The sequence below is a fragment of the Ammoniphilus soli genome (assembly GCF_040813775.1).
Genome location: NZ_JBEGDL010000013.1, coordinates 76624 through 100963 on the forward strand (window position 1 = coordinate 76624; position 24340 = coordinate 100963).

At 40.7% G+C, this 24340-nt stretch carries 23 protein-coding genes, 3 tRNA genes and 3 other RNA genes; 6 read left to right on the forward strand and 23 right to left on the reverse strand.

From position 1 onward, the window contains the following. Nucleotides 1–63: 63 nt before the first annotated feature. The 4 genes from ABLT31_RS22660 (at nt 64) to ABLT31_RS22675 (ending at nt 5454) form a co-directional block, all read left to right on the forward strand. Nucleotides 64–1257 (forward strand): AAA family ATPase, encoded by a 1194-nt coding sequence (locus tag ABLT31_RS22660; RefSeq protein WP_367755978.1) that lies wholly within the window; start codon nt 64–66, stop codon nt 1255–1257. Continuing rightward, nucleotides 1254–2054 (forward strand): HNH endonuclease, encoded by an 801-nt coding sequence (locus tag ABLT31_RS22665; RefSeq protein ID WP_367755980.1) that lies wholly within the window; start codon nt 1254–1256, stop codon nt 2052–2054. Before ABLT31_RS22660 ends, ABLT31_RS22665 begins: the two co-directional genes overlap by 4 nt. 296 nt (nt 2055–2350) lie before the next feature. Beyond that, nucleotides 2351–4288: a PTS mannitol transporter subunit IICBA gene (locus ABLT31_RS22670; RefSeq protein WP_367755982.1), complete on the forward strand. Its 1938-nt coding sequence runs from the start codon at nt 2351–2353 to the stop codon at nt 4286–4288. Next, complete coding sequence (locus ABLT31_RS22675) at nt 4288–5454, forward strand: mannitol-1-phosphate 5-dehydrogenase (RefSeq protein ID WP_367755984.1); 1167 nt, start codon at nt 4288–4290, stop codon at nt 5452–5454. The genes ABLT31_RS22670 and ABLT31_RS22675 overlap by 1 nt, the downstream gene beginning before the upstream one ends. 203 nt (nt 5455–5657) lie before the next feature. Here the strand turns inward: ABLT31_RS22675 and ABLT31_RS22680 are convergent, their stop codons facing one another. The 4 genes from ABLT31_RS22680 to ABLT31_RS22695 all read right to left on the reverse strand — a co-directional run bounded on the left by ABLT31_RS22680 (nt 5658) and on the right by ABLT31_RS22695 (nt 9502). Continuing rightward, nucleotides 5658–5897, reverse strand: coding sequence for an ATP-binding protein (locus ABLT31_RS22680; protein ID WP_367756147.1), 240 nt, complete (start codon nt 5895–5897; stop codon nt 5658–5660). 1040 nt (nt 5898–6937) lie between these two features. Further along, nucleotides 6938–8515, reverse strand: a complete 1578-nt coding sequence (locus ABLT31_RS22685; RefSeq protein WP_367755986.1) for a GMC family oxidoreductase — start codon at nt 8513–8515, stop codon at nt 6938–6940. Further along, the gene (locus ABLT31_RS22690; protein ID WP_367755988.1) at nt 8502–9104 is read right to left on the reverse strand and encodes a gluconate 2-dehydrogenase subunit 3 family protein; all 603 of its coding nucleotides are present in this window, start codon (nt 9102–9104) and stop codon (nt 8502–8504) included. The genes ABLT31_RS22685 and ABLT31_RS22690 overlap by 14 nt, the downstream gene beginning before the upstream one ends. A 5-nt stretch (nt 9105–9109) precedes the next feature. Then, nucleotides 9110–9502 (reverse strand): hypothetical protein, encoded by a 393-nt coding sequence (locus ABLT31_RS22695; RefSeq protein ID WP_367755990.1) that lies wholly within the window; start codon nt 9500–9502, stop codon nt 9110–9112. Nucleotides 9503–9747: 245 nt separating this feature from the next. Between ABLT31_RS22695 and ABLT31_RS22700 the strand changes: the two genes are divergently transcribed. Next, complete coding sequence (locus ABLT31_RS22700) at nt 9748–10233, forward strand: hypothetical protein (protein ID WP_367755992.1); 486 nt, start codon at nt 9748–9750, stop codon at nt 10231–10233. Between the two features lie 273 nt (nt 10234–10506). Here the strand turns inward: ABLT31_RS22700 and ABLT31_RS22705 are convergent, their stop codons facing one another. From ABLT31_RS22705 to ABLT31_RS22735, 7 genes are all read right to left on the reverse strand, one after another. After that, complete coding sequence (locus tag ABLT31_RS22705; RefSeq protein ID WP_367755994.1) at nt 10507–10704, reverse strand: hypothetical protein; 198 nt, start codon at nt 10702–10704, stop codon at nt 10507–10509. A 21-nt stretch (nt 10705–10725) separates the two neighbouring features. Continuing rightward, nucleotides 10726–11409 carry a hypothetical protein gene (locus ABLT31_RS22710; RefSeq protein ID WP_367755996.1) on the reverse strand — a complete coding sequence of 228 codons (684 nt, stop codon included), beginning with the start codon at nt 11407–11409 and terminating at the stop codon, nt 10726–10728. A 21-nt stretch (nt 11410–11430) separates the two neighbouring features. Beyond that, on the reverse strand, nt 11431–11598 hold the full coding sequence (locus ABLT31_RS22715; RefSeq protein ID WP_367755998.1) for a hypothetical protein: 168 nt from the start codon (nt 11596–11598) through the stop codon (nt 11431–11433). A gap of 169 nt (nt 11599–11767) precedes the next feature. Further along, nucleotides 11768–12427 (reverse strand): response regulator, encoded by a 660-nt coding sequence (locus ABLT31_RS22720; protein WP_367756000.1) that lies wholly within the window; start codon nt 12425–12427, stop codon nt 11768–11770. Continuing rightward, on the reverse strand, nt 12420–14741 hold the full coding sequence (locus tag ABLT31_RS22725; protein ID WP_367756002.1) for a sensor histidine kinase: 2322 nt from the start codon (nt 14739–14741) through the stop codon (nt 12420–12422). Before ABLT31_RS22725 ends, ABLT31_RS22720 begins: the two co-directional genes overlap by 8 nt. 58 nt (nt 14742–14799) lie before the next feature. Further along, complete coding sequence (gene comX / locus ABLT31_RS22730; RefSeq protein WP_367756004.1) at nt 14800–14970, reverse strand: competence pheromone ComX; 171 nt, start codon at nt 14968–14970, stop codon at nt 14800–14802. 115 nt (nt 14971–15085) lie between these two features. Then, nucleotides 15086–15997: a polyprenyl synthetase family protein gene (locus tag ABLT31_RS22735; protein ID WP_367756006.1), complete on the reverse strand. Its 912-nt coding sequence runs from the start codon at nt 15995–15997 to the stop codon at nt 15086–15088. A gap of 573 nt (nt 15998–16570) precedes the next feature. On the opposite strand from ABLT31_RS22735, the gene ABLT31_RS22740 reads away from it, so the two are divergent. Continuing rightward, nucleotides 16571–17122 carry an HD-GYP domain-containing protein gene (locus tag ABLT31_RS22740; RefSeq protein ID WP_367756008.1) on the forward strand — a complete coding sequence of 184 codons (552 nt, stop codon included), beginning with the start codon at nt 16571–16573 and terminating at the stop codon, nt 17120–17122. A 56-nt stretch (nt 17123–17178) separates the two neighbouring features. Here ABLT31_RS22740 and ABLT31_RS22745 read toward each other — a convergent pair whose 3' ends face one another. The 12 genes from ABLT31_RS22745 to rnpB all read right to left on the reverse strand — a co-directional run bounded on the left by ABLT31_RS22745 (nt 17179) and on the right by rnpB (nt 24260). Next, nucleotides 17179–17649, reverse strand: a complete 471-nt coding sequence (locus ABLT31_RS22745; protein ID WP_367756010.1) for a hypothetical protein — start codon at nt 17647–17649, stop codon at nt 17179–17181. A gap of 193 nt (nt 17650–17842) precedes the next feature. Continuing rightward, complete coding sequence (locus ABLT31_RS22750) at nt 17843–18226, reverse strand: VOC family protein (protein WP_367756012.1); 384 nt, start codon at nt 18224–18226, stop codon at nt 17843–17845. A 279-nt stretch (nt 18227–18505) separates the two neighbouring features. Next, nucleotides 18506–19843, reverse strand: coding sequence for a YheC/YheD family endospore coat-associated protein (locus ABLT31_RS22755; RefSeq protein WP_367756014.1), 1338 nt, complete (start codon nt 19841–19843; stop codon nt 18506–18508). A 483-nt stretch (nt 19844–20326) separates the two neighbouring features. Next, on the reverse strand, nt 20327–20611 hold the full coding sequence (locus tag ABLT31_RS22760) for a hypothetical protein (protein ID WP_367756016.1): 285 nt from the start codon (nt 20609–20611) through the stop codon (nt 20327–20329). After that, nucleotides 20589–21011 carry a hypothetical protein gene (locus ABLT31_RS22765; protein WP_367756018.1) on the reverse strand — a complete coding sequence of 141 codons (423 nt, stop codon included), beginning with the start codon at nt 21009–21011 and terminating at the stop codon, nt 20589–20591. The genes ABLT31_RS22760 and ABLT31_RS22765 overlap by 23 nt, the downstream gene beginning before the upstream one ends. A 557-nt stretch (nt 21012–21568) precedes the next feature. Further along, on the reverse strand, nt 21569–22654 hold the full coding sequence (rsgA, locus tag ABLT31_RS22770) for a ribosome small subunit-dependent GTPase A (protein ID WP_367756020.1): 1086 nt from the start codon (nt 22652–22654) through the stop codon (nt 21569–21571). Between the two features lie 306 nt (nt 22655–22960). Further along, a tRNA-Ala gene (locus tag ABLT31_RS22775) sits at nt 22961–23036 on the reverse strand. Between the two features lie 80 nt (nt 23037–23116). Continuing rightward, nucleotides 23117–23177: transfer RNA gene (locus ABLT31_RS22780), tRNA-Val, on the reverse strand. A gap of 11 nt (nt 23178–23188) precedes the next feature. After that, nucleotides 23189–23454, reverse strand: an RNA gene (gene ffs, locus ABLT31_RS22785) — signal recognition particle sRNA large type. A 19-nt stretch (nt 23455–23473) separates the two neighbouring features. Next, nucleotides 23474–23663, reverse strand: a non-coding RNA gene (gene ssrS / locus ABLT31_RS22790) — 6S RNA. Nucleotides 23664–23678: 15 nt separating this feature from the next. Beyond that, nucleotides 23679–23757: transfer RNA gene (locus ABLT31_RS22795), tRNA-Arg, on the reverse strand. Between the two features lie 24 nt (nt 23758–23781). Continuing rightward, nucleotides 23782–24260: RNase P RNA component class B (gene rnpB / locus ABLT31_RS22800), an RNA gene on the reverse strand. Nucleotides 24261–24340: the final 80 nt, after the last annotated feature.

Sequence of the window (24340 nt, forward strand, 5' to 3'; positions counted from 1 at the left end):
TGAATCCCGGAATTCATATATTTATTATAGAAAGAGTATAATAGTTTGCTAGGGAGAACGATCATGATTATAAAAAACTTTCAATTAAAAAACTGGAATCAGTTTGAGAACGTGGACATCGAATGGCACCCCCGTTTAACGGTCCTGACTGGGAAAAATGGGGCGGGGAAAAGCACGATTCTGCGTATTTTGAGCAAATTGATCGGAAGCGAATCTTACGAATTGGCCACTCCATCAAAACCCACTGGAACGAACCGCATTCAAGTCACCTTGCAACGGAATCCGAGTCAACAGAAGCAGTCCATAAAGTCCCAAATCGGAACGATAACTTTAGCCAACGGGTCCTTATTGGACCTTCAGGTTCCCGATCAGTCTTCATCTCCTTTGTATTCCATCACTTTCAGTCCCGCTCTCCTGTACCCAGCAAGAGGATTTCTTATCCCTTCCTATATCCCGCTTGATTCTTACCAAAAGGTAGAGAGCGTTTCCATCCGGACCCACATCAAGGGATCTTTGAAAACGGGCATGATGGGAAGACGGCAGATTAAAGAGTCGCTGGTCAGACTGGCTGTTATTGGCGAGGGCAATGACTCTGCAGCACAAACGAAAGACGCAATGCAGTTTTTTTTAGGTTTTATCGATGTATTGAAGATTTTACTCCCCCCCACCTTAGGGTTTCAAACTATAATTGTTCGGGATGGGGAGGTTGTATTAAAAACAGCAAGCGGAGAATTCCTGCTCGATGCCGCATCCGCCGGGCTTGGTTCGATTATCGATTTAGCCTGGCACATCTACATGGTTGGTGCCGGTGAAACGGAACCTTTCTTGGTTCTCATTGATGAAGCGGAAAACCATCTCCACGCCTCGATTCAAAGAGGTCTTCTCCCCAAGCTTTTGCAAGCATTTCCGCATGCGCAGTTCATCATCTCGACCCATAGCCCCCTCATGGTCAATTCAGTCAGGGACGCCTATGTATATGCACTTTCCTACAACGAAAACAACCTAGTAGAAAGCCATAAGCTTGAATCTTTACATTGCGCAGCAAACGCCACGCAAATTTTCCGGGATGTCTTGGGGGTTACCGTAACGATGCCGTCTTGGGTTGAAGAATCCCTGGCCCAAGTACTGGAAAACTTCAAAAATAGTGAAATGACATTGGAAAGCTATATTTGTTTAAAGCGAGAACTTTCTATACTAGGTCTTTCGGAATATCTCCCCCAGGCCCTTCAGTATGTTCAGGAAGGGGAATCACCATGATTTCCCTGAAAAAGACTGCCAAACCCGAGATTCTGAGAGAAAACGAAGTGAAGTGGACACGGGAATGGCTGGATTATGTACAAAGAGGCGAAAAAATGCCCGATTGGATCGTGAAGCGCTATCGGCTTCCAATCATCAAAGAAGCCCTATTGAAAGAAACCCAACATAAATGCGCTTATTGTGAAAGCAAGCTGACCCACACGGATTATGGGGATATTGAGCATATCGAACCGAAAAGCAAGGTGCCCTCCAAGACTTTCTCATGGGAGAATCTAACCATAGCCTGCAGAAGGTGCAACCAATCTAAAGGAGATTATCATTGTCCACAGATGCCGCTACTCAATCCCTTTACAGACAAACCGGAAAAGCAAATCATTTTTCTTGGTCCCATTCCTGTACCGGAACCAGGAAATGATCGGGCAAAGCTGACCATCCGGAGATTGAAATTAGACCGCGCCGAATTGATTGAACGAAGACAGGAGCATATCACCCAACGGATGATGCCACTGATTGAATTTTACATGAGAACCACAAATTTACCTTTGCGCCAAGAAATCTACAAGGATATTATGGCTCTTAAAAATAAAGAAATGGAGTTTTCCTCCATGTGCAGTCAAACAATAAAACGATTAATCCTCCCTGCAGTTCGAGGAAAACCATCAGCAAAAAGGAAGAGAAGCGAGAATCGTGGGCCATCAGACGATGAAGATGACGATCGGGCAACGGAAAACATGAAATGCCATTGTATTATGTATGAGGTCAGCCAGTTTTTTCTGGCTGATCTTTTTTCATTTTAAGTTTTTATTATTACGGCAGCCCCTCAAGCTCACGTTCAATCTCCTCGTTAGACCAGATTCTGGTAATAAAATTGAAATAAATGTCCCCATAAAAGTTCCTCCACATTTATTTGTAAAACGGACATATAAGCTAATTTCTTCATTACTTACAATGTTTACTTTTTCATTTTCGAGTAAAGCTAGGATCCTATTAGATCTGATCTTGGGCGACTCTTTTTGTACGTGTATTAAACTACAAATGATACCAGATACTAAACTTATATCATTTTCATTTGTAATACTGATGGGAGGTTGCCATGGATAACGGGAAAGAAGACGTAAGAGTCCGAGTGCAAAAATTTGGCAGGTTTCTGAGTGGTATGGTTATGCCGAATATAGGTGCATTTATTGCTTGGGGACTTATTACTGCATTGTTTATTCCTACAGGATGGATACCTAATGAAAATTTGGCTAAATTAGTAGGCCCTATGATTACCTATTTATTGCCCCTCTTGATCGGATACACCGGAGGAAAAATGGTTCATGATATTAGAGGGGGCGTGGTTGGCGCCGTTGCCACAATGGGTGTGATTGTCGGTACGGACATTCCGATGTTTATAGGTGCCATGCTAATGGGACCTCTTGGCGGATGGGTAATCAAAAAATTTGACCAAGCTATCGAAGGCAAAATAAAATCAGGATTTGAGATGCTTGTCAATAACTTCTCTGCCGGAATTATCGCAAGTGCTTTAACATTGCTTTCTTTTCAGATCATTGGTCCTATTGTTCAGTCGTTGAGCAATACTTTGGCATCAGGAGTGCAGGCGATTGTCGATATTGGGTTACTGCCTCTAGCGAACCTGATTATTGAACCGGCAAAAATCTTATTCTTAAATAATGCGATTAATCACGGGATATTGAGTCCAATTGGATTGCAGCAAGCATCAGAAACGGGACAAGCGATTTTCTTCCTGCTGGAACCAAACCCCGGTCCGGGATTAGGTCTCTTATTAGCTTATGCCCTTTTTGCAAGAGGTGCGGCAAAACAGTCTGCTCCAGGGGCAGTAGTGATCCATTTTTTAGGTGGGATTCACGAAATCTATTTTCCATATGTCCTGATGAATCCTAGGCTGATTATAGCAGTTATCGCTGGCGGTATAAGCGGAACCTTTATCTTTCAATTGCTTGGTGCAGGATTAGTTGCTGTGCCATCTCCCGGAAGCATTTTTGCTTTAATGGCCATGGCGCCAAAGGGTGGATTGTTCCCTGTATTAGCCGGAGTCGTTGTTGCAGCAATCGTATCCTTTCTTGTTGCTTCCCTTATTCTTAAAACAAGTATGAAATCCATTAGTGATGAGGAACTGGAAGACGCTACAGCAAAAGTCCAAGAATTGAAAGGAAAAAAGAAAGAAACGGTCAACGAACGAATCATGGAAACCGTCAATGAAAGATACAACGAAATGATCCCAGCCATTCATAAACGCGATGTTGATCTTGTAGTTTTCGCTTGTGACGCAGGAATGGGTTCAAGCGCCATGGGGGCTTCGATCCTTCGCAAAAAATTTAAAGAGGCAGGCATTAAGATTGAAGTCATAAACAAAGCCATTAACGATATACCGGATGGAGCGGATATTGTAATCACCCAAAAAACATTGACAGATCGTGCCAAGGCGAAAAATCCAAAAGCGGAACATGTTTCGGTAGATAATTTTCTTAACAGTCCAAGATACGATGAACTGGTAGAATTTCTCTCCAGGGATCCTAGTGAATTCAAAGAACAGAACGATAACGGCAAGGAAATGAATGATGAATCAAGTAATCATTCCATTCTCACATTGGAAAAAATCGAATTAAATGCACAGATCAGCGATAAGTATGAAGCCATAAAACATGCAGGAAAATTGCTAGTTCAAGCTGGGCACATTGGTGAAGATTATATCCAGATGATGATCGAACGGGAAAATTTAACAACTACCTATATGGACAATGGCGTAGCGATTCCTCATGGAACGGAGGATGCGAAGCCCCATATTCGTTCAACAGGAATCTCGATTGTTCAAATTCCCGATGGCGTTGATTTCGGCAATGGAAACGTAGCACGTCTAGTGATCGGGATTGCAGCAGTGGGTAATGAACATTTAGAGATATTATCTAAAATTGCCATTGTCTGTTCAGATATGGAAAATGTTAATAAAATTGTCCAAGCTGTCAGCAAAGAAGAAATCATGCAAATTTTTGAAGGAGAAACGGTATAATGTTAGCTGTTCATTTTGGTGCTGGAAATATCGGAAGAGGATTTATCGGACAGTTGCTCCATCAATCCGGATTTGAAGTTTGTTTCGTGGATGTCAATCAAGAGATTATCGATGCCATAAATGATAAGCGGGGTTATAAAGTCGTCCTGGCCTCTGAAGTAAAAGAATCATTTCTCATTCAAAATGTCCGAGCCATTAATGGAAAGAACGTTGAAGACATAGCACAAGAAATCGCCAAAGCAGATTTGGTGACGACCGCAGTGGGAGTAAACATTCTCCCGTTCATCGCCCCTGCCATTGCAGCAGGAATTTCGAAACGAATCAGCGAATCCTCCTCTCCGCTGAATATTATCGCCTGTGAAAACGCCATCGGTGGAAGCACTCAATTAAAAGAGCATGTATACGAAAGTCTTGAAGAACAAGACAAGGAGAAAACAAAAAAACTCATCGGATTTCCCGATGCTGCTGTCGATCGTATTGTTCCTCTTCAAAAAAACGAAGACATCTTAACCGTTTCTGTTGAGCCATTTTACGAATGGGTTGTTAATCAATCCCAGGTAATGGGGAATATTCCTTCCATACAAGGAGTTACTTTTGTTAATGATTTGACACCTTATATCGAACGAAAACTTTTTACGGTCAATACGGGTCACGCAGTGATCGCGTACCTTGGCTATCTTTTAGGATTTAAAACCATTAGCGAAGCCATCCAAGACCCCTTTATTTTAGAAAAGGCAAAGCAGGTTTTGCACGAAACGGGTCAGCTTCTTCAGCACAAACATGGATTTGATAAAGAAAATCATGAATTTTATATCGATAAAATTATTAAACGATTTAAAAACCCTTACATTTCAGATGAAGTTGTACGTGTAGGCCGCTCCCCTATTCGAAAACTTTCTCCACATGATCGGTTGGTCGCTCCTGCAATGGAAATGTTTCATTGCCATTTAACCGTTACTCATATTCCTACAGCGATTGCAGCTGCATTATTATTTGACGAGCCGGAAGATGCTGAAGCTGCAGCGCTTCAAAATTCTATTAAGAATGACGGTTTAGATCAAACCATTACGTATTACACTAAAATCAATAAAGATCATCCGTTGCATGGAATAATTGCCAAGGAATACGATAATTTATATAAAATGAAGATGAATAATAAACAATAAAAAACACTCTAATCATTAAAACAAAAGGGTTCCTACGTAATTAAACGTAAGAACCCTTTAACAAATTGGTCTGGTTGGCAACTTCGGTAATTCGGACATAGTTTGCTGGGGGATGTGTACCCCTTTTTTCAAAGTAACCATATAAGTTGTATTTTATTTTTAGCTTAATAAAAGAGATTTTAAACATAGTTATTAAAAAATGCCTATCTGGCGAATGGTAAAATGACTTCCACCGTAGTTCCTTTGCCAACTTCACTTTCAATCCGCATGTGTCCTTCATGGTTTTGGATAATACGCTGTGAAACCATTACGCCTAATCCGGTTCCATTTTCTTTGGTAGTAAAGAACGGGTTACCGATTTTAGATAATTCATCTTTTGGGATTCCACACCCTTGGTCTATGATCCGAATGCATACCTTATCGTCTTTGCGATTGGCTTGGATTCGGACTTCTCCTTGCTAGGAAAAGAAAAAACCACCTCCAAGATGAAGGTGGTGAATATGGATAGGAGAGTAACCAGAGTAGGGGTGCCACTCTGATAACTATACTATAGCCCGTTCATATGTTATTTTGTACCAATATCGTTAAATAATCTGACTGTTGTTTTTCAAAAGAGGAACCATATTAATTATCTCTTAACCAAAACCTATTTACCCAATTCGAATAAATTTCATGAATTTTTCTAATGAAAAAAGTTATCATTATCATAATAATGAAATATACTTTAAGGTCATCTTTATCTTTGGTTTAAAGGGGGAAATAAGAAATGTTATTCGTATGCAAACGTCATGTGAAAGATGGTTTGAAAGTCCTTACTGTTCCTCACGTTAGAAAAATAAATGAACCGAATTGTAAATGTTACCTCTCAACCTGTACCGAAAAAGCTGACTTCAAATTATTTTTTTCAACATCATCTTTCAGAAATTTCAAACATACAGTTTAAAGTAACACTTATTACCTATGCTCTCAAAAGAACATTCTGTTTTAGTTTACTATTAAGATTGAACCCACGTTGGACCTTACATTGTTCAGCCTATTGCGGTCTATGACTTAATAAGGATCTAAACCTAATATAACAAGACAATTAAACCAAGGCGTTGTAAAACCAGTTCGGGACGATATTATTGACGAAAATGTTTTCTTTCTCCTCTGGAAGAAAGAATGAGTTAGTACTAATAACATAATATTTAGAGGCTTACGTCAATTCGTAAGCCTTTAATCGTTTATTGGTATAACATCAAACAGTTACCCTGTGGTTTTACCGGAATAGTAGTGGGAATGTGGAGTCCTACCATTAACCGTCGTATACCATATCCACCCTAGACCAATTATATCGCCCCAAAGCTCACGTTCATCAAACACATCCGTTTGATTCCAAACACTTCTATCTGCCTACAACACATCACTTGTTTTTGAAGTATTTTCGCACCTAAAATTATTATAGACAAAAACTCCCCAGTCTTTATATGAACTGGGTAAAGCGTTAAATCTCCAATGTTAAAGCCTTATCTTTAATATAATCAGCCGTTCTTGCCGCTAATGCCATGACCGTATTCGTTGGGTTTCCTCCACCGGAAGTAACGAAGATACTTGCATCGCTTATAAACAGATTCGGAATGTCATGCGTTTGACCGAAGGAATTGACGACAGACGTGTTCGGATCATTCCCCATTCGGCATCCACCCATCAAATGGGCTGTATCCTCTACGATAAATTCCGGTTTCCCGCCAGCTGCCTCGATAATGTCGCTCATTTTTTTTACTGCGTGATTGATTAGTTTTTGATCATTTTCCCCATAGCTGAATGTCACCTTTGCACGCGGCAAGCCATACTCATCTTTTTCGTCAGCCAAGGTGATGGTGTTTTTTTCGTTGGGAAGAACTTCACCTACTAAGGTAACTCGTCCATAATAATTATAATCCAGAGCGACTTGACGCAATGCTTGTCCCCAGAGAAGCCCTTTATTCTGTGAATTGGAAACGCCATTAATAAACTCAAGAGGTCTGGCCCCATGGGCATGAAGCGTATATCCCCTGACGAAATCATGTTTAGGATTGGTGCGATAAAATTCCTGTGTGGTTGCTAAAACAGGAGTGCCCTTATACAAGCGAATTTCATCATCAAATTTCCCGTACACATCATGGCTGCTATGGGGCATAAAAGCTTTTCCTACCCATCCGCTGCTGTTGGCTAAACCATTTGGAAATGGAGCGTTGAAGGAATTCAGCAACAATCGCGGAGTTTCTACAACAAAGGCAGACAGGATGACTAATTTCGCTTCCTGCTTATAGGTTTTGCCTTCATGAATAAACTCTACCCCTTTCGCTCGTCCATTCCGATCCATTAAGATTTGAGTGACCATGCAATTGGGCAGCACCTCAGCCCCCGCAGAAATCGCCTTTGGAATATGTACAATCAAGGTGCTAAACTTGGCATTGGGCATACACCCTTGGTTGCAAAACCCGCGATTGATGCAAGGAGGACGGTCTTCAAAAGGGGCAGAGAGAATGGCCAATGGTGCTACTACACTTTCAATCCCAAGATTTGCACATCCATTTTGAAACATGTAAGCATTCGGACTTAATGGTTCTCTTTCAGGATACGGATAAGGTCCATGAAAATTCCCCCAAGGGAAATGTTTAGGACCCGAAACGGCTATTTCCTTTTCAATTTTGTCGTAATAAGGGGCTAAATCTTCGTATTCGATTGGCCAGTCGTCGGCAACGCCATCAAGACTCCTTGCCTTAAAGTCAGCATCATGAAAGCGAAGGAATACACCGGTAAAATGGCTAGTTCCCCCTCCAATCCCACGCCCACTGTTGTTATGTCCCATTTGCAATGGATTTTGGCCATCCACGATTCTCGTTTCTTGCCATCCCAGCCTTTTCATTTCAAGCTCGTCGCTCGCAAAGTCGTGCTGGGGGTCCCACATGGGGCCTGCATCCAGCACAACAACCTTCATCCCCGCCTCACTTAACTCCTTCGCAATTACCCCTCCCGCTGCACCGGCACCCACAATGACTGCATCCACCACTTCACTCTGATATTTACGATTCATCATCTGGTTGTGCCTCCCAAGGATCTAATTGTCCCAATTGTGTTCGAACATAACCTCGCGGATAAGCAGGACCGCCGTACCCTATTTCTGACCAAACGGTGGGATGAGAATAATAGGATTCTTTTGAGAGAGTAAGCAGTTTTTTGAAAAGCTCTTTTTGCGGAATGCTGTCCCACTCAGGTATGGAAACGGCCTTTGATTCGCTGATTTCAATTAATAACTGAACCTGAGCTTTCTTATCGAGTTGAATAAAACGGACAGTGTGTAAGTCCCGGGATGCTTGATCAATCGCCTGTAGACCTTTACGAATTAGAACCTGAGCTTTCGGAACGCCTGTTTTCCGCTGGCCTTCTCCAACCGAAGAATGGAGCGTATCATCAAAGTGATGCAGCATGAATTGAAGGATCTCCTCTCTTTCATCTCCAACTAATAGAGAGCAAATCTTTCGCAACATGTGAACCTCGGTATCCTGCAAGAACCGAAACCCAATATTGTTTTTTAACCTAGATGATACCACTTGCTGCGTATGGTCATCCCAATGATCTTTTTGCTCCATGACATCATATGAGGAGTAATGGGATTTGCTAGTCATTAGCTTCACCTCCAATATAAGGCAATCAAACCAAGAGCACTCATGGCCGTAAACATCAAAGGGAGTATGATTGGCGGGCCGATTAAAAAGTTTCGGAGTGCCCATCCGCCAACCCGAATCCCCACACCTCTAAAGTGAAAGTAAAAGCCAATCAGCCCATCAATTAAGCCAATCCACATCAACACAAAAAAAAGAGTAGAAAGCCAGTTCACCCTATAGAAAGTTAACGCTACTCCTACTATAAAAAAAATAGGCGCTGAGATAACAGGAAGCCACATGGATTTATGATGAAAGTTTTGACGATAATGAAACATTGTGACTTGAATCCCTATCATCATAAAGGCAAGACTTACAAATAAAATCGTTATTCGATCTAATGGCCAACCTGCCCAATTCATTTAGATTAACTCCTTCCTTGATATAACTAGAACCCATGTAATTATTTCCAATAATTTTAAGTTCCTCCAAATATGTGCTTTTTATGCAGGCATCGACGACATCACCTCTTGCTTTATAACTTCAAACATACAATAAAGTCCGATATCCCTGAGATGATTATAGGGACTGAAGTCCAATTCCTTATTTTTCAACTTGTTCATATTCCACATATCATTGTAAATTGGGGCAAAAGGGGTGATTAATCGTGGACAAGATCTTACTTAGCTTAAAGTGGCGAAAATTAAGGTTACGTGTTTGGAATAAACGGCTTCAAGACCAATTAAGCCTTTTATCTACCCGCATGAACCTCTCCATCCCATGTTTGCTTCACGTCTCATGGGGGCCTTTTTACGGCGGCTCAGTAGTAGTGGAACGTCGTCGCAGAAAAGCCACGATTTTAATACAAATCCCTTATGACGGACATATCACCACAAATGAACAAGAAGTGATGGCTACCTATCATATTCCAAAAAGGGCACTTCCCTATTTCATTTTATTTCATGAATTCTCTCACCTATTGGATGCCTTGCCTTATATCAATGCCGATAAAAATCAGGTCCTACAAACTTACCAAAGCAAGCTGAAAAAAGAGGCTCGCCTGACGAAGGACTATCGAAATTTAAATTTTGAAGAAAAAGCGGACTATTTTGCGTTTGAGCAGTACCAGAACTCGTTTGGTCAGGTTAGCTAAAGCGGTCTTATCCTTGTTATAAAAGTTACCGAGACCTTCCAAGACTATCATATCGGTGCGCTCCTTTTTTGGAAAAGACTATTTCATAGTCTATACAGGAAGGTCAACAGCAAAAGGAACAGCCATGGCTCTGGTTATGCCATATATAAATATCAAAATTACAAATGAGGATGTAATTCCAGAAAAAAAGACATTAGGCTGCCAACGTTTGGCAGCCATAGTTTAATCAAGTAAAGAATCCCGTTACCACAATAAGCCAAGTTTTAGCTGAAGTTACTCCTCCGACCACTGTTTCCGATAACCCTTAAACATTTGGTCATAATCATAGGGGAGGTTGAATTCCCTTCCGCTGTTCAACAGGGATCGTAATTCTTTCTTGGATTCTTCAGGAAGAAGTCCAAGTAAATGCTCCAAACCCATGTCTACGGTCACTGGTTGCCCTTCTTTCTGGGGTTTCAACTTCTCACTCAACTTCCTTCCCCTTCTTTCTTATTACAACGTTTCTTCCACCGCAAAATGCTGATATACCTTTCCTTGCTTTTCTTTCCGAATATAGCCGAGCTGCAAGGTATGTTCATACACTCGTTTGGGTTTCTGATACTCTAACTGGAAGGACTGGGTAATCCATCGGATGAGTGCAGCTTGATTCATGCCAGGTGTATCTAAGACAAACCCTTGAACTTCTTTGGCTAATTGGTCCAAACGCAAGATAAAGTCAATTTCCTTAGATATCCGTTCAAACTTGATATTACTTCCGTTTTGGACGTTCCGATCTCTGGTGATTTCTTGGATGGCCTTTTGTTTCAATTTTTCCAAGCCGGCTTGATCCCGAAGTTGGTCATAGATATTGGTCAACATATGATAGTGGGATGGGATATCGCTATCCAGCTGGAAGATGGCTTTCTCTAAGGTGGTTTTTGCCTTCTTTACTTCCCCTTTTTCATAGCACTCATTGGCTTTAAGACCCATTATATAGAACTGATCAAACCATTTATTGAGGTCTGTCACTCGTTTCTCGGTGGCTTCTAAAGAAAGATCCGGTTTCGGTTTAACGGACTTTTCACGTTGTGCCGTTTCTCGCTGAGACGATGTAGGTTTCACCGTCTTTGGAGACGGATTTGGTTTTGATTTAAACCAGTCAAATAACCCCATATTCTCCCCTCTTTCCTTGATCATTCAGGATACAATCGTGCCGGCCTACGTGGTGATTCCATACCGTTTTCGTTCCTCATCCGTTAGATAATCCATGATTCCGATATGGACTGAACACTTGCAACCTGCAGCATGTGGAGGGATTTGAGATTCCTTGATGGTGTCTGCAGGGGAATGTCTCTGCTCTGCAAAGTGTGAACCCTCCTGCTCCATTGATCATTACATACAGATCCGATTGATCTTTCCTTCGATTCTTGACCTCACGATAGACTTTCTTCCGATGGACCAAACGGAGGAGGTGCCTCATTAAGAACTCTAGCTTTTTCTTATCCACCATCACTTGTTTGGCCGCTGCCTTGGTAACTGGGAATTCAATATGTAATTATTGTTGTATAAATTCTGGAATTAAGCGTAAACGTTTCGCCTCCACCAATGCTTCTCCTCGGGATTTAACATTCAGTTTGTTAAAGATTCGGGTCAAGTAATATTCCACTGTTCGTTGGCTCATAAAAAGCGTTTGAGCTACTTCTTTATTGCTCTTCCCTCTCGCAATTTCTTGGAGAATGCTTTGTTCCTTCTCATTTATAGTGATTTCCTCTGCTTGATTTTGGCCAGGGGTTGCCGTTATCCTTGTATCCATTCGACGAAGCTGTTGTAAAAGGGCTATAGGAATAAGTGCCTGTCCGTTAAGAGCACATCGGATGGAGGTCACAAGTTCTTCTTTTGAAGCTGACTTACTAATAAAACCGGATACGCCAGCGTCCATTAAATAATTAAAATGTGGATGGATGTCATACCCAGTATAAATGAGTACAGTTGTGTCGGAATTGATGGCCATCACTTTACGAGTCAATTCAAGTCCATTGATGACTGGCATATTTAAATCGAAAAGCATAACATCAAATACTTTTGTAGTTAATAATTCCAGAGCTTTTTCGCCAGAGGATAAAACAGTTACTTTAATATCTGGTTCTTTCTCTAAAATCATTTTTGTACCCTGACCGACCGCTAGGTGGTCATCCACCAATAGAATATCAATCAACTGAAGCCCCTCCTAACATTACTTTTTCAGTATTGGGGAAAGTGAGAAATATTTCTAAACCTTCGCCCGGAATAGAATTTAACTCTACACGCCCATCAAAACAATGTACCCGCTCTTTGATTCCGGAAAGCCCCATATGACGTATAGAAAATTCAAATCGTTCCACATCCATACCGATGCCGTTGTCCCGGTATCGGAAATAAATTTGGTTACTTTTGTTATAAAGGTGCATGGATACCTGAGTAGCCTTAGAATGTTTAGCTGCGTTTGTAAGCAACTCTTGAACGATTCGATATAAGGCTAGAGCCTGCTCATCGTTCAATTCAGAGTCGAAGTTCTGCGCATCAAATTGAACGGAATAGTTTGTACGTAGACGTGCATATTCAAATAAAGATTCTAAAGATTCAAGAAGCCCCATTTCTTTGATAAACGGCGGGCGCAGCTCATTGCATGTTTCACGAATCTGGTGGGCAACGTCGAGTAAAGCCTCTGAAATGTTTTTTAGTTGCGACTGGATGTCAGTAGGAATGCGATTATTCCGTGATAAGGGTTCGAGCTGGCGATAGCATAATAATTGGTCCTGTAGAGCAGAATCATGCAAATCAGCAGCTAGCAGGCGCCTTTCTTTTTCAGACAAACTAAACAACAGACGTGAAACCCATGGAGATGTTTTGGAACGAACAGCGCCTTCCAACTCTTCAGTCAAAACCTCTACCAGGTTTAAGTTTTCATACATAATCGAAATGTAGCGGGCCACCGTTTGAATCCAGAATATTTCATCTTTGTTATAGCGAGTACGATTGTTTTTTTCTTCTAGGAATAAAAAATAAACCAGGTTATTCTTTTCTCCTATCTTCACGAATGCCTCACTGTCTAATTCAACCAGCTCGGTTTCGAAACTAAAACGGTCGAATATCTTTCTAATTGAGCCATAGTCCTTAAATTTACTTTCTGGATCTTCCTTTCTCACGTGTACATCCAGAGTTGATTTATCCATTTCCAATATCGTGGCCGACTTTACATTGAGCACTTTTTTGAATTCATGAGTCAACTGATCTTCCATCTCCGATAATTTCATGGATTTTGTAATTTTTTTCAAAAAATGATCGATCGCCACATTTAGTTGGTGTTTTTGCTTGAACAATTTGGAACTAAAACGATAATCTAGCTCCTCTTTTATATACAGGAAAATGACGGTAGAAAAATAGATGGCCAAAGTATCCTGTAACGAATGTAGCCAGTCATTGTTTGCGGGGATCATTACCACTTGAACCAGGCTCGTTGAAAATAAAGCTAGCAATCCATAATAACGCAGCCGGTGAATGAAAAAATCGATATCAAACAAAAGATCCGTTGTAATTAAGTAAATAAATAGAAAGGGTAAAATAACCAAGAACACTGCCGCAACGGATCCAGGGATGATTTCAACTCCAAAGAGAATTCTTGGGATCGCAACTAATAAGATAAATGGGGAAAAAGAAAAAGCGATCCCGTTTAGCATCAGTTTAAGCGCCGGTAGGGAGTTTATTCGTTTATAACTTGAACTCAATATATAAATACATAAAAACATATTAATTGAAAACAGAGCAAGCAACGTATTTTTTGCTAGTGAATACAACGATCCCCATTCCATGAAAAGAAACGGGGTGTGGAAGACAAAAACAGCCGCATTGATATAATAAACATATCTTAAAACAGTTTTGCTGAGCAACCTTATGCCATATCTAATGAAATAACAATAGATAAAATGTATAAAAAGAACAGGTACCGCGAGGAAAGTGAATCGATTGAGCAAGAGTGCCAACGGGTCTACTCGTGCAGAAGCAGAAGCACTCAAATAACATAACCCGAGAATGATACAAAACAAAATTAATATCCTTGCAGCAGGATCATTGCTTTTCCGGAAATAAAGAAATAAGGAAAGCAGGAAAAGGATCATGAAAACAATCCCAGGAATCACAATATGATAAACCATCAATTGGGGCAAAAACAATCCAGAAACCGTATGTCGTTTCTTTTCTCCATTGCGGCTCCATTCTAATTCACTAATATTCTCCACTACCCCATATTTAATTATAGAAGGATGTTCATCAGGTGGCTTTAGGTCTAATGAAAGGATGGAATCACCCTTTCGAATTCCGTTATATTGGGCCCAACCGATACTATCTACCTGGGCCACTTGCCAACCTTTCTCGTTCTTATCTACTGTAATTCCAATGTACATCTTATCTAGACTGGCTAAAACCAAATAGCCAGCGAGGATTAAAGTCAAAAAAAACGCTAAGAAAACCAGATTCTTTCGGACAACTTCCATTAAAATCCCCTTCCTCAAAAAAAGAAGCCAGGAAATTATCCTGACTGTTCATGGTTGATTACCAGTATTTTTTAACCGATAAGGCCGCTGTATCTTGGCTCGTGATAAAGATGTCCATCACAGCTTGTTTTTCCACTTCAGTTAGGCCGACTAGGTTCACTGTTCCATCCTTTAACTTTTCGATAATTTCATTATTACTCTTGAGATATTCGACAACCTTATTCAGCATTTTGGATCCTCCTAGGAATAAAGATCTACAGTATGATACCATTAGATATTTTATCATACTAACTATCGTTTTGACCGCGTAAGCTGATTGCGGTTTTCCGCAGAGGGGTTACGGTTCACATGTTGATGTTTTTTAGTAGCTTCTCTTTCCACAGCTGAGATAGAGGGAGTCGGTTTATATGTTCCATCGCTTTAAGTTGGTGAACACGCATAATGACAGCAGCATACTGCAGGGATCCTGAATTTTTGATCAAAGCTTCAATTTCTTGTTTTCGATGAAGAACCTCTTTCTCTTCAATCAATCCTTGATAATACCGTTTGACTATTTGATAGTCTTCGTGTTTGCTTTGAAGAAGGAATAGGACTGGGAGTGTAACTTTCTTATGCAGAAAATCGCTCTTTTTCTCCCAACAGCAAACATCTTCGATATCGTTAGCAATTTGCGCGGCAATGCCGATATGCGTTGAATATTCCTTTACTTCCTGATGATGTTCTCCAGTTGTGAGGGCAGTGCCTAATAAGCATGCAGCTGCTGTCAGAGAGCCGGATTTCAACTGAATGAGATTGATTAAATCCTCTTCATTCCGGATTGATTCGCTTAAGTCTCGATGCTGGCCATCCATGGCGTGAAGGATACAGGTGTGAAAATAGCTTATGGCGTCCTTTTTCCGTGCATCAGAGAAGGAAGCATTCTCTATTATCCTATAACTTAAAGACAATAGTCCGGTTGCTGCATTCATAGCAATGCCTGTATGCATGCCACTCCAGGGCGCGCTGCCATTATCTTTGTCCTGTAAATCATCTAATATGTCCAAGGCAAGGATCATGGATTCAATCGAGGCTGCAGCCTTATATATTTCTTCTGATTCCCCGCCGAACATATGGTAGTGAAGAAGTGTCAATTCCCCAAAGGGGAAGCCGCTCTTGGCTTTGAAATCTACGAAAGTGAGCAGAGTCCTTTTAAGTTCTAAATCTATGAAATTGCTAGTGATACCACGTTCAATCTCAGTATAAATAGATTGTACCATCAATGGCTCCGTTATCAAAAAGTGTATGACATGTCATTATTTTGAAGAAAATTTTTGTTGTCCGTCAAAGGCGGGAATTGAGTCTATTATTCTACTATGAAAGGAATGCTCATTGCAAATCCCTAAGTTATACTTCTGATTGGAAGGATAGGTTTTAAAACCGGTAATAAACTTTTGTGAACATAATACCATAGGATGAAGATCGTTACAAAAGATACAATAAAACAATGCAATCTACCTTCTCTCTAAAACAATTCCTTAAATACATTTTATACCAAAACTGGCCCCATCAAACCGTAAATCTAATGGGGAAAACCGTATATTTTCTGCGGTAGTTCTTCCGCTCTATGAGCAAACTTAGTAAATTTTATATGACCTCTAAAATGTAACTCCTGAACTAGTTTAATCGAATCGTGAAACCAATCAGTTACGTTGTGTTGTTTAAAATGCGATTCCCAACTTGAGAAATGCCCCCTAAAAAATTGCGGTTACTTGCGGTTAGAAATGCGGTCTTCAATAAGGTAGATTAAATTACAATGAATATAAAGCTTTTTAAAAAAGAGGTGTTCATTCTTGCTGGTCGATGACTTTGCTTCTGAATATGATCCATATACCAAAGAACACGTTAACCGGGTTTCTATTTTGGCTAATTCTTTTGCTCAGTATTTGCAACTCAGCAATAATGAACGGGAAATTCTACAAATAGGTAGCTGGCTGCATGACATTGGAAAGACTAAAATTGATCAACAGATTCTCAATAAAAAAGGGAAATTAACTACTGAAGAATTTGAGATTATTAAGAAACACCCTATTTGGGGCTATGAAATCCTGGCACCTTTTGGCTTGGATCAAAGGATCATGGAACTAGTAATATGGCATCATGAACGGTGGGATGGTTTAGGCTATCCGGATCATATTTCAAATAGTGAGATTCCCTACCTATGCAGAATTTTGTCCATTATTGACACTTGGGAAGCAATGACAGGCATTCGTGCTTACCGATTGCCCTTAACTTATGATCATGCTGTTGATCAACTCATTCATGCTCGGGGGTCACAATTGGATCCTAGGTTAACCGAGGCATTTATCTCCATGATGAAAGGAATACATACATTTACGACATAATTGACTCCCGTTATTTTTTATCTAGACTCTCCGACAACCAATTTCCTTTGCTTTAACTACTTAGCTTTTTCTTTTATTTTCATTTTAAATATTTTATTTAGTTTAATTTTATTCGATGATGCAAATTTTCTGGTTCCATTTATATTCCTTAATAAACGCAACTGCCATGGCAACCAGTACGCATAAATTAAAAAATATACAGGTAAAGACCACCACGTTTTCCATCCTTTTAATGTCATGTATCCAACTTGAACTAATACCCATTCAAAGAAGAAAGAAATAAGTACAAACAAAGTAACATATTGCCACTTCTTTTCCCATCTAAGATAATTTAAATAAATAACTGCCAGACATGAAGGAATTATTGCCATACTAATTAAGTCTCCAATCCCTTCCACTTGGGCTTTACTTCCCAAATCAAATACATCAAGGTAGGTTGACATAAAGTTAACATCTATTAACATTGTGACATAACCAACTACGCCGAAAGTAAAGTAAATTTCACTCTTTCTCAAGCGTTTTGGCATGAATAACATAAAAAGAATTACAACGGAAGCAAACAGAAAAACCCACCATATACCTTTTGAATCAAAATTTAGGTTCTGAATAAATGTATTTATAATAATCACTCATTTCGTTACTATAGTTGACAGTCGAAAATAATTTGTGTAATATGTTAAAATTTATTCACGTTTGTTTTCCTCGTTAGTGGGTAAAATTTCATATTTGGCTGAGAGCACAGATTGCTCCTTCAGGATATTCAATAACAGCATAACTGCCACGACCCTCACCTTGAGGCTCAAAAAGGACTTTACCACCAAGATTACGACATTCTTCCAGACTTGCTTTTAAATCCTTAACTCCAAAATAAACGAGCCACACCGGGGGAAAATCAGCAAGACTTCCTGCTCTTTGACAAATACCCGCCACGGGCTGTCCATCGGTAGTTATCATAAAATAGTCGGTATAATCTCCTCTTTTGTATTCTCTATGTTCCCATCCTATGACTTTCTTGTAAAAATCACGTACTGCCTCTGAATGATTAACCGTTACATCAGCCGAAAGGATCGTACCGGGGCGAAAAGAATTTTGCTCTTCTTTCATCAGTAAACCTCCTTTTAAATTAAGTATTAATTAATTTTGACTGCTGAACCAATATGCTATACCTCAACTATACTCTTTAATAGTTGAGTAACGAAAAAACGGTTACCATTGAAAGCAACCGGTATTATACTATGGATCCCCGTTAGTTGGTAGTGAAAACCGAATTACTTTAATGAAAGGGTAGTGGTCTGATTTTCATCTGGATATAAAAAATGAAGAGTGACTAAGCACTCTTCCTGAGTAATCGAATCCTGATACTTTCAATAAAATACCTAGGCTTCACATAAAGCCGGTGAGGTATTTTGCATAGTTTAATGGAGTAGTAACCACTTTGAGATAAAGGGCTTTATCATCAATATGAAGCGGGAATTGATGATACGTATCAAGCGTATTTACCTCCAAGATCCATATCTTGCCGTTCTTGTCAATCATGAGATCAATTCCAAGGTCTCCGTAATTCCCGTACTGATCAAAGATACGACATATGCGAAAGGAGATCGCTTGCAATTTCTTCATTTTGAGCATAGCTTCTTGATCATTCATTCCAAATGCCAATTGTAGGGCAGCGATTCCAGGCCGAACAAAACCTGACCTGCTAAAGTTGGTGATAATACTTCCTTTCTTGCCAAATTTCCCGAAAGTGCCGGTACATTGCCATTTGTTTCTTCCGTTTTTTTGCATGATCACTCGGAAATCGATGGGCATTTTTTTATATCTTTTCATATTGATTGCCTGCTGAATGAGATACTCCCTGCTTTTTAATTCCCGCAGCCAGTTAGATATTTCTGTAGGTTCACCTATCCGTCTTTTAATGATTGGTTTTTTCCCTTCCCGGTTCGGATACTCAACGAGGTATCCATTACGGCTCCTTTTCACTTTTCTGATCCCTTTTGACAAGGTCCCTCTAGTAGGCTTGAGATAAACAGCACCATACTTTTTCAAGCTTTCATCCAAATCTTTTACCTGTTTTACGGGGATCGTGTAAGGAAGATGACTGCGGAGTTCCGGGAAAGGGGATAGACGCATCCATAATTCCCATTTGCTGAATGATCCATTGGAATAACTGTTGAATATACGCCCCGCCATGCGGGAAGATAGATGATCGAAAATCCTCCTGCTTAACCGCGTTCGGTTATAAGCGGCTCCCGGATAGGGAAAGGTACCCTCTTTCCAAGGAGTAGCCCCTTTTGGGGCATGAGGGTCAAAATAATAACCCTTGATGGCTTGCCTCTTTGTATCGATCCCATCACTGGCACATAAATACAGAAGCCCGTTAATCTTACTGTATCGGGTAAAGTAACCGCGGAAATCGTCCAGTTGTTCGGCATTTATTTTCTTATGCTCTGAAAATACAATCAAGGCGATTACGGGTCCGAGATGAATTCGGTTTTTCAGACTATACATTTTATAAGGGAGATGATCGGGTATCGAAAATCGCTTCTTCCAGTCTTTCAGCAAACCAATGGTGTGCGGCGCGAAATCTTCATTTCTTCGAATGTCCGCTTGCTGGACCCAGGATCCAAAATGAAAGATGACTCGTCCCGGGGCAATTCCATATTCTTTGATGGTTTGAGAATTCATAACTATGCGGTTTCCTGGAATCCATTCTATTTGCATGTTTCTATCAACCTCGCAATAGTTTCGTATAATTCAGTCTATGAATCTATTTTGTATAAGTAATAGACTACTGCATCGAGATTTGAATAAAAGGCTATGAAACAATTACAGATTTAGGATGCGAAGGGGTTCCAGACCTTATCGCGGAAGTGTTATCCCCTTCAACCGCTAAGAAAGAGAAAGGAGTCAAGAAACGATTATACGAATGAGCGGGAGTTAAAGAATATTGGATCGTTGACCCTTTTAATCATACGATAGAGGTATACAGCAGCTTATCCGATGGGGGAAAGTTTGGGGAAGCCACATTGTATGGGCCTGAAGATGAGCTCAAAGTGGAAATGCCGGAAGGTCTTGTCATGGACCTAAGTGCAATGTTTATCTGACCAGTCAAGGCTATTTTCGCAAAGAAAAGCCAAGAGGCCGAACTCGAGTACCGTTCGACCTCATTAGCCTTATAACCAGTCTTTATGCGCAATTATCTTTTTATGTAAGATTAATAAAGTCTGTTGTTCCCGTAAACAATTCTAACTCTTTCGCTACTGCCAGCTGCATCTTTTCCCCACATTTCTCACTGCATATCGCAAAAATTCCATCTTGTCCACTTTTCTTTGCCTCTGCCCCCTCTGCCGTAACAATGAGTGGAACACTTGTTTTTCTTGAAGTTAAATAAACTGAAGTAATTTGGCCGCCTAGTTCGTTGAAATCGACATTTGGTCTAAACTTAACACTTAATCCAAAACAGGGTTTATTTTCTCCTATTTTTTTCATACACCATGCGCAGCGAAGCATGAGCAACACCCCTACTTTTTGATAGATAATGCTGAATTGAAATGAATCTTATATAAAAAATAATAACATCAAGAGCACTCATATCACCAGCATTTACCAAAAGCGTCGTGTATTCCATGCAGTAGAAACCAAGCATCACTTGGGTATTCGATTCTCCTTTCCTAGAATATTTCCTTCTTAAACAATAAAACCTGCCAATTGAATTAGCTGGATTGTAGGAATAGAAGGTGACATTTATCTTTTTACTATTTAACATTTTGTTAATATTACATTTAGTATTTAATATGGCATTAAGTGAGGAACGGAGTGCATGATATCCATATTTGCCTTCTAATTCACGCTCTCCCAAAATTGAGCGGCTGCTTTGGATAGGGCTCATCTTTTAATTTTACAATAAGATCATACAATACCCAAAAATCTTTCAGCGCTGGGAATATAAAATGGAAGAGGAATCTAATGTGAACTGCTGAAATGAAAATACCCCTGAACTCCATCGCATTGGAATTCAGGGCTTGATAGGAAGTTAAGTAGGGTTTTGTCCATTCATAAAGCTGGTTATACATAATCCACAATACGGCAAACACAATCGTAGCAAACAACTCACTGGTAAATAAACTAAACAACTTGTTCTTAACCTTTTTGTGCATTAAATCACCTTTTTTACTATCGACTGGTTGCTGTTGATCGATGTGTCAGAGGCATTAGCTTCGTTTCCCGACAGTGCGGATCTTCAACAGCTCCTATTTTTTCTCCATCAGGCGTTAAGCTAGATTAATCATTTTTTTCCATTGCGAAGTCAGTCGTAACACAAGGACATTATTTGAACATGGAGTTTGTTGCCGAAGGGGTAGAAAATGAACAGAACCTTCTGCAAAATAAAGTGCCGGCTCCAAATGGAGCCGGTCTAAAATAAAAAATGATCATTACATGGAATAATCAACGCCTCTTGTTCTTATTCTTTTCTCTCAAGAACTTCCTGGCATTTTTCATGCCTCCCATGCCGCCAAACATTTCATTAATCTTTTCTTTTTCAATCATCTTAGAATTCAAGCCATCATACTTCGCTTCCTTTTTGAGTTTCCGGAAGCTTTCTAGCCTTTCCGCAGACAACGTGCCAAACCTTATCGCTTCTTGCACGGCGCAGTTAGGCTCACTTTCATGGGAACAATCGTTAAACGCGCATCGGGAAGCAAGGTCGTCAATGTCCGCAAAGGATTTTGAGAAATCGGCATGAATCACACCAAGCTCACGCATTCCAGGCGTATCAATGACTACGCCACCTTCCGGAAGGATCATTAACTCGCGTCGGGTTGTCGTGTGCCTGCCCTTATCGTGATCGCCCACTTCATTGGTTTTCAATTCGTTTCGGCCGAGAAGACGATTAATTAAAGTGGATTTCCCAACTCCAGAAGATCCTATAAACGCAACGCTCTTGCCATGAGAAAGATATCTTTTTACCGATTGGTATCCATCAACGGACATGCTTGTGGTGACAAGCACATCTACACCTATCGCAATCGATGAAATCACGCAAAGCTTTTCCTCAAGATCCTCGCAGAGATCTGATTTTGTAAGTACAATCACCGGCACGGCCCCGCTATCCCAACCGATGGACAAATAGCGCTCTAGTCTGCGAAGATTGAAATCCTGGTTAAGGGACATACAGATGAAAACAATATCCATATTAGCTGCGACAATTTGCGCAGCGGTGGCCTTACCTGCCACGTTTCGCACAAAAGCACTTTTTCTGGTTAGGAAATGGTGAATGATTCCATAACCTTGGCAAGGATCTGTTCGGTCCACCATTACAAAATCTCCAACAGCAGGGTATTCGTAACGTTCAGTAGCTGTATGTCGGAGCTTTCCGGATATCTTAGCCGTTATCTCACCTTTATCCGTAAAGACCCTATATAAATCTTTAGCTTGGGACGAAATTCTGCCTATATGAAGATCTTTATATTTACTGGACTCCTGTATAAAATGTTCAGTCAGCCCAAGTTTTTTCATATCTGTAGGATTCAAGTGGTTTCCTCCTTAAGTTTGGATGAAACTTTTGGGAGGATTTATGCAATAATTATTTTGCATATCCCTCCCCGTCTCCTACAATCTCAGCCATTCTCCTGCTCATCATCCATCAACATCTCCTTTCAATTCCATTGCCGCAAGGGCTGAATTCATTTTACCAAATATTGTTCGTCTTATGAAGAATCCTGATCCGATCCATTCATACGATTAAAGCCGCTCTAAAATTATAAGCTGCTTTTTTTCCCGATATACAGCAAAAAGAGTCTCCTGAAAAATCAAGAGACTCTCAAAAAATACTATGTATGGTGGAGCATAGCGGGATCGAACCGCTGACCTCTACACTGCCAGTGTAGCGCTCTCCCAGCTGAGCTAATGCCCCATTTTAATGTGCCATATGGCACCAATCTATGATAAACTTCTTTCGAAGTGAAGCGGAAAGTTAACTCAATGAGGTTATATTGGTGGACGATAATGGATTACGATGTCAACGTAGCGCTCTAACCAACTGAGCTAATCGTCCTGTTTAAAACACCGTGCACCCATCTTAGATACGAATAACCAAGCGTTACTTGTGTAAGTTAGCTCAAACCAGGCTACCCCACGGCACATAGAAGGCTCCACTTATGGCTGCTTCCTTCCGGACCTGACCAGGTTCATGGGTTTCCATTGCGTTGGACCCGATTCTCAACACTACTCTCACAAGGCAGACCTCACCTATTCGCACCGCAGATGGGAATTCAACCCCGCTAAGGCGGATTGCGGGTTACAGGGCACCGCCAACTCCCCATCTAGCACGGTATGTATTTGTTTAAAGAAGTATGTCCCACAGATGCCGTTTTCTCTAATTGTTTTTTCAACCCGCGCTCTCGCAGGTGGGTTTCCGCAAGCTGACCTCTCCGCGATCCCAGTCCAAGGAGTGGGCATGGCGTTGTGTCAACAAATTTAAGAATCCCTAAAAAACAGTACGGTTTAAAACAGAAAGAGATCACGCACACCGCAGGATATGTATCCTGTTGCTTTATGGCGCGCTCGGAGGGATTCGAACCCCCGGCAAACCTGGTACCGGAAACCAGTGCTCTATCCAGCTGAGCTACGAGCGCAATCTTAAAGTTGGCACATGAAATGGCTGTAAGCCAGGTTTTGTTCCTGCGTGCTGTAACGATGCCACTCTCGCACAACAGGTGTAGTCATATGACTATCGGTTCAACACCGATCCACCCTTTTGGTTGAATTCCCTCCAGGTGGTGCCCCTACCATTCCCTATCTTGACATCAAGGGGTAAACCCTGAACTTTGATAAAATAATTTTATCAAAGTTCACCCAAAAGGTTGATGTCAAGGTAGGGAAAATTTGGGTTGCTCGCTCGTGGGGTTTACCGCGTTCCATCGCGATCCTTTCGGATTGCGCTGCGTTTCTGTGGCACTTTCAGGCTACACTCAGCATATCTCTTTTGAGACTTAGCATGATTTCACCGCCGTCAGTCGATACTAATATCGACTGACCACCCTTGCAGGTGGCACGAACACTCCGGGCATCTCAGCTCCGGGCGAGCCTGGACTTTCCTCAACTTATGCTTATACATAAGCCGCGACTACTCACCATTTCATGTTATGTAATTGTCAATGAATCAGTGATGATCGAGCTGTGATAGTTAATTTATCATATTTCTGTGCTTCATGTCAT